Raw genomic sequence first — 10,836 nt, 5'->3', positions numbered from 1 at the left:
GTTTCGCAATACGCGAAGGTGGCCGTACTGTAGGTGCTGGTGTGGTTTCAAAAATCACAGAATAAATATTTAGCAGATTTGGTTGCCCGGTATGTTTGGTATCGGGTGATTATTTAATAACTACTCACTTATCTTAGAATAGTGTTTTTTAAAGAGTAAAAATTATGGCAGCAAGTCAAAGAATCCGTATCCGTCTTAAATCATTTGATCACAAGTTAGTTGATCGTTCATGTGCAGAGATTGTTGATACAGCAAAGCGTACCGGAGCTCATGTTAAGGGTCCAATTCCTTTGCCTACTAAGAAAGAGCGTTTTACGATATTGATATCTCCACACGTTAACAAAGATGCGCGTGATCAGTATGAATTGCGTACTCACAAACGTTTAATGGATATCGTAGATCCAACTGATAAAACAGTTGATGCGCTTATGAAGCTTGATCTTGCGGCGGGTGTTGATGTTCAGATTAAACTGAATTAATCCCAGTTTTGAATAAAGCTTAAATCACTGCAATATTTTTGAAACAAATGTAGTGATGCTAAAAGATCTATGATAGAATTCGCGCCTCGTTCGGCCCAGCACATGCTTGGGCCGAACTTATCAGAAGCGTAAATTAAGTTAAATCAAGGGGTTAGCCTATCTATATGAAGCTAGCTCCTGATAATATTTTGGAATACAGACATGGCCATCGGTTTAGTTGGTAAAAAAGTTGGAATGACTCGCGTCTTTACTGAAGACGGCGTATCAATTCCTGTAACGGTTGTAGAAGTAGCGCCTAACCTGGTAACTCAGGTTAAGACTGTTGAGTCAGATGGTTATGACGCTATTCAGATTACAACGGGTTCACGTCGTGCATCTCGTGTAACGAAGTCTGCAGCTGGTCACTATGCGAAAGCAGGTGTTGAAGCTGGTCGCGGTTTATGGGAGTTCCGTTTAGACGGAGCTTCTGAGCTTGAAGCAGGTTCTCAGCTTCCTTTGACTATGTTTGAAGCAGGTCAGAAAGTTGATGTAACAGGTAAGTCGATTGGTAAGGGTTTTGCTGGTGGTGTTAAGCGCTGGGGTTTCCAGATGCAGGATGCTACGCACGGTAACTCTATATCTCATCGTGCTCCTGGTTCTATCGGTCAGTGTCAGACGCCTGGTCGTGTATTCAAGGGTAAGAAAATGGCGGGTCACATGGGTGACAAGCAGCGCACTGCGCAAACTCTTGAACTGGTTCGTGTTGATGAAGAACGCGGCTTATTATTGATAAAAGGCTCAGTGCCTGGCTCTAAAGGTAGCGACGTTATAGTGCGCGCTGCAATTAAAGTTAAAAGGGGTTAGATCTAATGGATCTTCAGTTACATAAAGCAAGCGATAAGGTTTCTGTTGCAGACGCAATATTCGCAAGAGAGTTTAACGAAGGCCTTGTTCATCAGGCAGTTGTTTCATTTCTTGCGGGTGCGCGCTCAGGTACTAAAGCGCAAAAGAATCGTGCGGCAGTAAGCGGCGGTGGTGCTAAACCATGGCGTCAGAAAGGTACGGGCCGTGCTCGTGCAGGTACTATTCGTAGTCCAATCTGGCGTTCGGGTGGTCAAACATTCGCAGCGGCACCACGTGATCATTCAGTTAAGCTGAATAAGAAAATGTATCGTGCTGCAATCAGTTCGATTCTTTCTGAGCTGGTTCGTCAGGATCGTCTGAAAGTTGTTGAAGATATCACGGTTGACTCAGCTAAGACTAAAGGCATGGTTGCCAAGTTGAATGATCTTGAAGTATCGAAAGTACTGATCGTGACAGAAACAGGTGATGAAAATCTGTATTTGTCAGCAAGAAATTTACACCAGGTAGAAATTACTGATGTGGCAGGTATGTCAGCAGTTGATCTAGTTGGCGCAGAAAACGTTGTGATGACTGTAGGTTCATTACGCGCAATTGAGGAATGGTTGTCATGATGCAACAAGAAAGAATTCTTCAGGTGCTGTTAGCTCCACATATATCTGAAAAGTCTACAATGACTGCAGATGCATCTGGAACGCATGTATTTAAAGTGCATACTTCAGCAACGAAAACTGAAATCAAGCAAGCTGTTGAAGAGCTGTTTGAAGTGAAAGTTGCTCAAGTAAGAGTACTGAATGTAAAAGGCAAGACCAAGAGATTTGGTCAACGCATGGGTAAACGTTCTGACTGGCGTAAAGCGTACGTTAAACTGGCTGAAGGCCAGGATATCGCTTTAGCTGGTGCAAACTAGAAGGCTGAGACAATGGCATTAGTAAAATCCAAGCCAACTTCACCGGGTAGTCGCCACGTAGTTAAGGTTGTAAACCATGAACTACATAAAGGCGCTCCATACGGTCCACTATTAGAGGCTCAGTCTCGTAATGGCGGACGTAATAATGCGGGTCGTATTACGACTCGACACGTTGGTGGTGGTCATAAACAACATTATCGTATTATCGATTTTAAACGTACAAAAGATGGCATTCCAGCTGTAGTTGAGCGTTTAGAGTACGATCCAAACCGTACTGCAAATATTGCTTTATTAAAGTACGCAGATGGTGAGCGTCGTTACATCATTGCGCCTAAGGGTGTGAGTGCTGGCGATGCGATTTCTTCAGGTTCAGCGGCACCGATTAAAAGCGGTAATGCTATGCCTTTAAGAAATGTACCAGTAGGTTCAACAATACACTGTATTGAGCTGAAGCCGGGTAAAGGCGCACAGATTGCACGTAGTGCAGGTGCATCAGTTCAGTTGGTTGCACGTGAAGGCATGTACGCAACAGTTCGTTTACGTTCTGGAGAAATGCGTAAGATTCACATTGATTGCCGTGCAACAATTGGTGAAGTAGGTAACAGTGAGCATAGTTTGCGTTCACTGGGTAAAGCGGGTGCTAAGCGCTGGCGTGGTGTTCGTCCAACCGTTCGCGGTGTTGCGATGAACCCGGTAGATCACCCACATGGTGGTGGTGAAGGCCGTACTTCTGGTGGTCGCCATCCTGTATCTCCATGGGGTACGCCTACGAAAGGTAAGAAGACTCGTAGCAATAAGCGCACAGACAATATGATTGTTCGTCGCCGTAACAACCGTAAATAATTGAGGGTATTAGAGTGCCACGTTCATTAAAGAAAGGCCCATTTATTGATCATCATCTGATGGTTAAGGTCGAGAAGGCAGTAGAAGAAAAAAATCGTCGTCCAATTAAAACCTGGTCGCGTCGTTCTACTATTTTCCCTGAAATGGTTGGTTTAACAATTGCAGTACATAATGGTCGTCAACATATTCCAGTTTTAGTTAACGAGAATATGGTAGGTCACAAGTTGGGTGAATTCGCTCTGACTCGTACTTACCGCGGTCACACTGCTGACAAAAAGTCTAAGTAAGGAGTATATGATGGAAGTATTAGCAAAGCATCGCTACGCACGTATATCGCCTCAGAAGGCTCGTCTGGTTGTTGATCAAATACGTGGCCAGTCTGTAGAGCAGGCGCTAAATATTTTAACATTCAGCAATAAGAAAGCTGCAGGTCTTGTACAGAAAGTACTAGAGTCAGCAATTGCAAATGCTGAGCACAATGAAGGTGCTGATATCGATGAGTTAAAGATATCAAAAGCTTTTGTAGACGAAGGTCCGACAATGAAGCGCATTCAAGCCCGCGCAAAAGGTCGTGCTAATCGAATTTTAAAACGTAGTAGCCATATAACGGTTACGGTTTCGGATAGTTAAGAGAGAAGCAGAATGGGCCAAAAAGTACATCCTGTCGGGATTCGTCTGGGTATATCCTCAGACTGGAACGCAAAATGGTATGCAAACAGCAAGGATTATCCTTTACTGTTAAATGCTGACATTAAAGTTCGTGAGTTTCTGAAAAAGAAATTAGCAGCTGCAAATGTAAGTCGCATTCAGATTGAACGTCCAACGCGCGCAGCAGTTATAACAATTCATACGGCTCGCCCTGGTGTTGTTATCGGCAAAAAAGGCGCGGATATTGAGATCCTGCGTAAAGAAGTATCTAAGATTTTAGGTCTTCACATTAATAATGTGAAAATCAATATTGAAGAAATACGTAAGCCTGAGCTTGATGCTCAATTAGTTGCAGAAAGTATTGCGCAACAGCTTGAACGACGCGTTATGTTTCGTCGTGCAATGAAACGTTCTATGCAGAATACTATGCGTATGGGCGGTCAGGGCATTAAGATTCAGGTTGGTGGTCGTTTGAATGGTGCTGAAATTGCACGTAGCGAATGTTATATGGAAGGCCGCGTGCCATTACATACACTTCGCGCAGACATCGATTACGGTTTTGCTGAAGCATTAACTACTTACGGTATTCTAGGTGTTAAAGTCTGGATTTATAAAGGTGAAGTATTCAGTCTTGAAGAGAAGCGTAACGCTGCTCAGCAAGAATCTAAGCCTAAAAAAGGTGGTAGATAATCATGCTTCAACCTAAACGTACTAAATTTAGAAAAGCTTTTAAAGGTCGTAATCGCGGTTTAGCTCAAAATGGTAACAAAGTGAGCTTTGGTGAGTACGGTTTAAAAGCAATGGCACGAGGTCGTATTTCGGCTCGCCAAATCGAGGCAGCTCGACGTGCAATGACTCGTCACGTAAAACGTACGGGTAAAATCTGGATTCGAGTTTTTCCAGATACGCCAATCTCTAACAAACCATTAGAAGTTCGAATGGGTAAGGGAAAAGGTAACGTGGATCATTGGGTTGCTAAAGTTCAGCCAGGATCTGTTTTATACGAAATGGAAGGTGTGTCTGAAGAATTAGCGAGAGAAGCTTTTTCATTAGCGGCAGCAAAGCTGCCAATTAAAACCACCTTTGTTATCCGTACGGTGATGTAATGGCTAATTCAAATAATTTGGCAAAAGAGCTAAGAGAAAAAGACGAAGCAGGTCTTAAAGAAGAAATTCTGAATATACGTAAAGAACAGTTTAATTTACGTATGCAGCAAGGTGCTGGCGAGATGTCTAAACCACATCTATTTAAAAATGCACGTCGTGATATTGCACGTGTTAAGACAATTCTTGCTGAGAAAAAACAAGCGGGTAAAGCATAATGAGCGCAGATAAAATACAAAAAACACTACAAGGTGTTGTTACTAGTAATAAAGCTGAGAAATCAGCAACAGTAACTATTTCGCGTCGTGTTAAGCACCCTCTTTATGGCAAAATCATTAATCGTTCAACTAAGTTGAGCATTCATGATGAAGCGAATGAGTGTGGAATTGGTGATACTGTATTAATAGAGCAGTGTGCACCGGTTTCAAAAACGAAATCCTGGAAACTGGTTAAAGTTGTTGAGAAATCAACTGCTGTTTAAAACAGCATAACCCGTTAAATATAGATAAATAGAAATTTGGTGTCGTCATGATTCAAATGCAAACCGTTCTCAACGCAGCAGACAACAGTGGAGCACGCCGAGTACAGTGTATTAAAGTACTTGGTGGTTCTCACCGTCGTTATGCGGCAATTGGTGATGTTATAAAAGTTAGCATCAAGGAAGCGATTCCTAGAGGCAAGGTTAAAAAAGGTGAAGTGTACAATGCAGTGGTAGTTCGTACTGCTAAAGGCGTCCGTCGCCCTGATGGTTCACTTATTCGCTTTGACAATAATGCTGCAGTTCTTTTGAACGCTAACTTGCAGCCTATTGGTACACGTATTTTTGGCCCTGTAACACGTGAGCTGCGTAATGAGAAATTCATGAAGATTATTTCTCTAGCTCCTGAAGTATTGTAGAGGCTTATTGATATGCAAAGAATTAAACAAGGTGATGAAGTTATTGTAACTACGGGTAAAGACAAAGGTCGCCGTGGCAAAGTAATGAGCATCCTTAAAAATGATCGCGTTATGGTAGAAAATATCAACGTGGTAAAGAAACACACTAAGCCAAACCCAATGGCAGGTGTTGAAGGCGGAATTATTGAAAAAGAAATGTCTATACACATTTCTAACATAATGCCTTTCAACCCAGCGTCAAATAAGGGTGATCGCATAGGTATCAAGACTTTAGAAGATGGCAAAAAAATTCGCGTCTTTAAGTCTAATAACGAAAACGTAGACGTTTAGTAGGAAAGCGGAACAATGGCAAGACTACAGCAAGTATATAAAGACACAATTGTTAAGCAATTGATGGAAAGCCAGGGTTATGCAAACCCTATGCAGGTTCCTCGCATTGAAAAAATCACACTTAATATGGGTGTTGGTGAAGGCGTATCTGATAAGAAGGTTGTAGAAGCCGCTTATACTGATATGGAAAAGATTGCGGGTCAGAAACCAGTTAAAACAATGGCAAGAAAATCTGTTGCAGCATTTAAGCTGCGTGAAGGTTCTGCGATTGGCTGCAAAGTAACACTACGTAAAGACAACATGTACGAATTCCTTGATCGCTTGATCAGTATTTCTGTACCGCGTATTCGTGACTTCCGTGGTTTAAATGGTAAATCTTTTGATGGCCGTGGTAATTACAGCATGGGTATCCAGGAACAGATTATCTTCCCTGAAATCGATTATGAAAAAATCGATAAAATTCGCGGAATGGATATCACCATTACAACTAATGCAAAATCAGACGAAGAAGCAAAGGCTTTATTAAAAGCATTTAACTTCCCGTTTAAAAACTAGTTCGAGATAAAGAGTAAATCATGGCAAAAACTTCGATGGTTCAGCGCGAAAAAAAGCGTACAAAATTAATTGCAAGAGATTTCGAAAAGCGTGCAAAATTACGTGCGATTCTAAAAGATCCTGAAGCAGATTTTGAAGCTAAGATGGAAGCACAGGTTAAAATGCAAAAATTACCTCGTGATTCAAGTCCTAGTCGTAGTCGTAACCGTTGCCAGATTACTGGTCGTCCACATGGCTACTACCGTAAGTTTGGTCTTTCACGTATTAAATTACGTGAAGCTATGATGCGCGGTGATGTACCAGGTCTAGTTAAGGCTAGCTGGTAGAGCAGGTTCAATTTTAAATTTTTTATGTATATTAAGAGTAAGGTAAATAGATTATGAGTATGTCAGATCCAATAGCAGATATGCTGACACGTATTCGTAATGGACAATCAGCTTCTAAAGTAGAAGTTACAATGCCTGCATCTAATATGAAACAATCTATAGCTAAAGTTTTAAAAGACGAAGGTTATATTAAAGATTATTCTGTTTCTGAAGGTGCAAAGGCTGAGATGTCTGTTTCGTTGAAGTATCACGATGGTAAGCCAGTTATCGATACAATCGATCGCATGAGCCGCCCAGGTCTTCGCGTCTACAAAAATAAAGACGAATTACCATCAATCCTGAATGGATTAGGTATCGTTATCGTTTCAACCTCAACTGGTATGATGACTGACCGAGCTGCACGTGCTGCAGGCATTGGTGGTGAGTTAGTCTGCTCAGTATCATAAAGGGGTATTTGAAATGTCACGCGTAGCAAAAAAACCAATTACTGTACCGTCTGGAACTGAAGTAAAAATTTCAGGTCGTTCAGTAAATGTAAAAGGCCCTAAGGGTAATCTTAATATCGATTTACACGAAACTGTAAATGTCGCACAGGATGGTGAGGTTTTAAACTTCACAGCAGTTACTGATGCATCATGGGCAATGACTGGAACAATGCGTTCTTTAGTTAATAACATGGTTACAGGTGTATCTGAAGGTTTCGAAAAGAAACTAACGCTAATCGGTGTTGGTTATCGTGCAAAAGCACAAGGTCAATCTTTAAATCTTCAATTAGGATTTTCTCATCCTGTAGATTATGCAGTACCTGAGGGAATCACAATTGAAACACCTAGCCAGACTGAAATCCTGGTTAAAGGTGCGGATAAACAGAAAGTTGGTCAGGTATCAGCTGAAATTCGTGCATATCGTCCACCAGAGCCTTATAAAGGTAAGGGTGTTCGTTACGCTGATGAATATGTTATCCGTAAAGAAGCTAAGAAGAAGTAGGGGCTAAGATGAAATCAAAGAAACAAATCAGAGTTCGTCGCTCTACTCGTACGCGAATGAAAATTCGTGAATTAGGTGCTGATCGTTTATGTATCCACCGTACGCCTCGCCACATGTATGCACAAATTATTTCTGCAGACGGTGGCAAGACGTTAGCTTCTGCTTCTACTTTAGATGCTGATGTTAAGTCGGCAATTAAAAATTCTGGTAATTCAGATGCAGCTACAACAGTGGGTAAAATCATTGCTGAAAAATCAAAAGCAGCTGGTATAACTACCGTAGCATTTGATCGTTCTGGTTTTAAATACCATGGCCGTGTTAAAGCACTGGCTGACGCTGCACGTGAAAACGGACTGGAATTTTAAAGGCAAAGACTATGGCACAAGATAGAAACAATCAAAGAGAAAAGTCTGACGATTTTATTGAAAAATTAGTAACTGTAAATCGTGTTGCTAAAGTAGTAAAAGGTGGTCGTCAATTTGGTTTTACAGCGCTTACTGTAGTAGGTGATGGTAACGGTACTATCGGTATCGGTTATGGTAAAGCTAAAGAAGTACCAGCAGCTATTCAGAAAGCAATGGATAAAGCCCGTAAAAATATGCGTAAAGTTCATCTTAAAGATGACACATTACAGCATTCAGTTACAGGTATTCACGGCGCTGCAAATGTATACATGCAACCAGCATCTGAAGGTACAGGTATTATCGCCGGTGGTGCGATGCGTGCTGTATTTGAAGCAGTTGGTGTTAAAAATGTACTGGCAAAAATTAACGGTACGCGTAACCCAATCAACGTTGTTCGTGCAACAGTAAACGGTTTAGAGAATATGCATTCTCCAGATGCAGTTGCTGCTAAGCGTGGCAAGAAAGTTGAAGAAATTTTAGGCTAATCGTCATGGCACAGAAGAAAATCAAAGTTACATTGGTGAAAAGTACAATCGGACGCTTAAAATCGCACATTGCTTGTGCAAAAGGTTTAGGTCTTCGTCGTATGAATCACACTGTTGAAGTTATTGATACACCTGAAAACCGTGGAATGATTAATAAAATCAACTACATGGTTAAGTCAGAGGAAGTTTAATATGTTATTAAATACTCTTTCACCCGATGAGGGTAGCCGTAAATCACGTAAACGTGTTGGTCGTGGTATTGGTTGTGGCCAGGGTAAAACCTGTGGTCGTGGTCATAAAGGTCAGAAGTCACGTAATGGTGGTTTCCGTAAAGTAGGTTTCGAGGGTGGTCAGATGCCACTTCAACGTCGCTTACCTAAAGTTGGCTTTAACTCACGCATGGCAAAATACAGTGCTGAAGTTCGTTTAGGCGAAATTCAAAAGCTGGGTACAGATACCGTTACTTTAGCAACTTTAATAGAAGCAAACGTTGTACCTGCTTTTACTAAGAAAGCGAAAGTTATTGCTTCTGGCGAAATTACATCTGCAGTAACTTTGCAGGGTGTTAAAGCAACTAAAGGCGCATTAGCTGCAATTGAAGCTGCTGGCGGAAAAGTAGAAGCATAAAACATGGCAGTTGATCTGAGTAAGTTGCAAGAACTAAGACAGCGCATCCTCTTTGTTGTGGGTGCGCTGATTGTTTATCGTATTGGTACATTTATACCGGTTCCCGGGGTAAATCCAACAATAATGTCTGCAATTTTTGATCAGCAATCTGGCACGATCCTGGACGTATTTAATATGTTCTCAGGTGGCGCGTTAGAACGCATGTCTTTATTTGCATTGGGTATCATGCCATATATATCTGCATCAATTATTATGCAGTTATTGTCGGTTACGGTTCCTAGTCTTGAGCAGATGAAGAAAGAAGGCGAAGCAGGTCGACGTAAAATAACAACGTATACGCGATATGGCACAGTAGTACTGGCATTGTTCCAGTCTATGGGTGTAGCGAATATGTTGTTATCACAAACACATGCTGGAGCACCTTTAGTATATATAGAGTCAACTGTATCTTTTTATGTGATAGCGATTACATCACTGGTTACCGGCACAGTATTCTTAATGTGGCTAGGTGAGCAAATTTCTGAGCGCGGAATTGGTAATGGTATTTCAATTATCATTTTCGCAGGTATTGTTGCAGGATTGCCTGCTGCAATCGGTGGTACTGCTGAGTTAGTTAGAACAGGTGAGTTGCATACATTAACTGCAATTGTTCTGTTTATTCTTGCACTCGCGGTAACCGCATTTGTTATTTTCGTAGAGCGTGGTCAGCGCCGCATTACTGTAAATTACGCCAAGCGTCAGCAAGGTCGTAAAATGTATGCAGCACAGAGTAGCCATCTACCTTTGAAATTGAATATGGCTGGTGTTATTCCGCCCATATTTGCTTCAAGTATTATTTTGTTTCCGGCTACTTTGGGTGGCTGGTTTGGTCAAACTCAGGGTTTGGAGTGGTTAGCTGATCTATCAACTACGCTTTCTCCCGGCCAGCCAATATATGTAATGTTTTATGCTGCAGCGATTATTTTCTTCTGCTTCTTCTATACCGCACTGGTATTTAATAGTAGAGAAACTGCTGATAACCTGAAAAAATCAGGTGCGTTTATCCCGGGTATACGTCCAGGTGAACAAACAGCTAAATATGTAGATAGCGTGATGACACGTTTAACTCTGGTAGGTGCTTTATATATCACTTCGGTGTGTTTACTACCTGAGTTTCTAATTTTATACTGGAATGTACCATTTTATTTTGGTGGTACTTCATTGTTAATCATCGTGGTTGTTGTTATGGATTTCATGGCACAAATGCAATCACACATGATGTCACAACAGTATGAAGGCTTAATGAAAAAAGCCAATTTTAAAGGGTTAGGCGATAAAGCTTAATCCGAGCTGGAACAATTGTGTTGATCTAGACAATCAACTTGAATGTCACACTTGTGAACAATTAACACATCTAAATCGC

At 41.4% G+C, this 10,836-nt stretch carries 23 protein-coding genes; all 23 read left to right on the top strand.

Annotated elements, in window-relative coordinates; all coding sequences use genetic code 11:
• Window positions 1–65, top strand: a 65-nt coding sequence (locus DIZ80_06040) for an elongation factor Tu (GenBank protein RDH85053.1), incomplete at its 5' end; no start/stop codon positions are given.
• 99 nt (window positions 66–164) lie between these two features.
• Complete coding sequence (locus tag DIZ80_06035) at window positions 165–479, top strand: 30S ribosomal protein S10 (protein ID RDH85020.1); 315 nt, start codon at window positions 165–167, stop codon at window positions 477–479.
• A gap of 201 nt (window positions 480–680) precedes the next feature.
• On the top strand, window positions 681–1,322 hold the full coding sequence (locus tag DIZ80_06030) for a 50S ribosomal protein L3 (protein RDH85019.1): 642 nt from the start codon (window positions 681–683) through the stop codon (window positions 1,320–1,322).
• Between the two features lie 5 nt (window positions 1,323–1,327).
• Window positions 1,328–1,933 (top strand): 50S ribosomal protein L4, encoded by a 606-nt coding sequence (locus DIZ80_06025; protein ID RDH85018.1) that lies wholly within the window; start codon window positions 1,328–1,330, stop codon window positions 1,931–1,933.
• A complete protein-coding gene (locus DIZ80_06020; GenBank protein ID RDH85017.1) occupies window positions 1,930–2,229 on the top strand; it encodes a 50S ribosomal protein L23 in 300 nt (99 codons plus the stop codon). Before DIZ80_06025 ends, DIZ80_06020 begins: the two co-directional genes overlap by 4 nt.
• A gap of 12 nt (window positions 2,230–2,241) precedes the next feature.
• Window positions 2,242–3,072, top strand: a complete 831-nt coding sequence (locus DIZ80_06015; protein ID RDH85016.1) for a 50S ribosomal protein L2 — start codon at window positions 2,242–2,244, stop codon at window positions 3,070–3,072.
• 14 nt (window positions 3,073–3,086) lie between these two features.
• Window positions 3,087–3,359, top strand: coding sequence for a 30S ribosomal protein S19 (locus DIZ80_06010; protein RDH85015.1), 273 nt, complete (start codon window positions 3,087–3,089; stop codon window positions 3,357–3,359).
• 10 nt (window positions 3,360–3,369) lie between these two features.
• Window positions 3,370–3,702: a 50S ribosomal protein L22 gene (locus tag DIZ80_06005; GenBank protein ID RDH85014.1), complete on the top strand. Its 333-nt coding sequence runs from the start codon at window positions 3,370–3,372 to the stop codon at window positions 3,700–3,702.
• Window positions 3,703–3,714: 12 nt separating this feature from the next.
• The gene (locus tag DIZ80_06000; GenBank protein ID RDH85013.1) at window positions 3,715–4,410 is read left to right on the top strand and encodes a 30S ribosomal protein S3; all 696 of its coding nucleotides are present in this window, start codon (window positions 3,715–3,717) and stop codon (window positions 4,408–4,410) included.
• A 2-nt stretch (window positions 4,411–4,412) separates the two neighbouring features.
• Complete coding sequence (locus DIZ80_05995; GenBank protein ID RDH85012.1) at window positions 4,413–4,826, top strand: 50S ribosomal protein L16; 414 nt, start codon at window positions 4,413–4,415, stop codon at window positions 4,824–4,826.
• Window positions 4,826–5,041 (top strand): 50S ribosomal protein L29, encoded by a 216-nt coding sequence (locus DIZ80_05990; protein ID RDH85011.1) that lies wholly within the window; start codon window positions 4,826–4,828, stop codon window positions 5,039–5,041. The genes DIZ80_05995 and DIZ80_05990 overlap by 1 nt, the downstream gene beginning before the upstream one ends.
• The gene (rpsQ, locus tag DIZ80_05985) at window positions 5,041–5,304 is read left to right on the top strand and encodes a 30S ribosomal protein S17 (GenBank protein RDH85010.1); all 264 of its coding nucleotides are present in this window, start codon (window positions 5,041–5,043) and stop codon (window positions 5,302–5,304) included. Before DIZ80_05990 ends, rpsQ begins: the two co-directional genes overlap by 1 nt.
• A 47-nt stretch (window positions 5,305–5,351) precedes the next feature.
• Entirely contained in the window at window positions 5,352–5,720 is a 369-nt protein-coding gene (locus DIZ80_05980) for a 50S ribosomal protein L14 (GenBank protein ID RDH85009.1), read from the top strand.
• A gap of 12 nt (window positions 5,721–5,732) precedes the next feature.
• Window positions 5,733–6,050: a 50S ribosomal protein L24 gene (locus tag DIZ80_05975; protein ID RDH85008.1), complete on the top strand. Its 318-nt coding sequence runs from the start codon at window positions 5,733–5,735 to the stop codon at window positions 6,048–6,050.
• A 15-nt stretch (window positions 6,051–6,065) separates the two neighbouring features.
• Window positions 6,066–6,605, top strand: a complete 540-nt coding sequence (locus DIZ80_05970; GenBank protein ID RDH85007.1) for a 50S ribosomal protein L5 — start codon at window positions 6,066–6,068, stop codon at window positions 6,603–6,605.
• A 20-nt stretch (window positions 6,606–6,625) separates the two neighbouring features.
• Window positions 6,626–6,931, top strand: coding sequence for a 30S ribosomal protein S14 (locus tag DIZ80_05965; protein ID RDH85006.1), 306 nt, complete (start codon window positions 6,626–6,628; stop codon window positions 6,929–6,931).
• 53 nt (window positions 6,932–6,984) lie between these two features.
• The gene (locus tag DIZ80_05960; GenBank protein RDH85005.1) at window positions 6,985–7,377 is read left to right on the top strand and encodes a 30S ribosomal protein S8; all 393 of its coding nucleotides are present in this window, start codon (window positions 6,985–6,987) and stop codon (window positions 7,375–7,377) included.
• 13 nt (window positions 7,378–7,390) lie between these two features.
• Window positions 7,391–7,918, top strand: a complete 528-nt coding sequence (locus DIZ80_05955; protein RDH85004.1) for a 50S ribosomal protein L6 — start codon at window positions 7,391–7,393, stop codon at window positions 7,916–7,918.
• 8 nt (window positions 7,919–7,926) lie between these two features.
• On the top strand, window positions 7,927–8,283 hold the full coding sequence (locus DIZ80_05950; GenBank protein ID RDH85003.1) for a 50S ribosomal protein L18: 357 nt from the start codon (window positions 7,927–7,929) through the stop codon (window positions 8,281–8,283).
• An 11-nt stretch (window positions 8,284–8,294) separates the two neighbouring features.
• Window positions 8,295–8,807: a 30S ribosomal protein S5 gene (locus tag DIZ80_05945; GenBank protein RDH85002.1), complete on the top strand. Its 513-nt coding sequence runs from the start codon at window positions 8,295–8,297 to the stop codon at window positions 8,805–8,807.
• Between the two features lie 5 nt (window positions 8,808–8,812).
• The gene (locus DIZ80_05940) at window positions 8,813–8,998 is read left to right on the top strand and encodes a 50S ribosomal protein L30 (protein RDH85001.1); all 186 of its coding nucleotides are present in this window, start codon (window positions 8,813–8,815) and stop codon (window positions 8,996–8,998) included.
• A 1-nt stretch (window position 8,999) separates the two neighbouring features.
• Window positions 9,000–9,434: a 50S ribosomal protein L15 gene (locus tag DIZ80_05935; protein RDH85000.1), complete on the top strand. Its 435-nt coding sequence runs from the start codon at window positions 9,000–9,002 to the stop codon at window positions 9,432–9,434.
• A gap of 3 nt (window positions 9,435–9,437) precedes the next feature.
• Window positions 9,438–10,757 carry a preprotein translocase subunit SecY gene (locus DIZ80_05930; GenBank protein RDH84999.1) on the top strand — a complete coding sequence of 440 codons (1,320 nt, stop codon included), beginning with the start codon at window positions 9,438–9,440 and terminating at the stop codon, window positions 10,755–10,757.
• Window positions 10,758–10,836 lie beyond the last annotated feature (79 nt).

This window comes from endosymbiont of Galathealinum brachiosum, assembly GCA_003349885.1.
In the GTDB taxonomy this organism is placed as follows: domain Bacteria; phylum Pseudomonadota; class Gammaproteobacteria; order SZUA-229; family SZUA-229; genus SZUA-229.
This window is presented reverse-complemented; position numbering and strand designations above follow the sequence as displayed.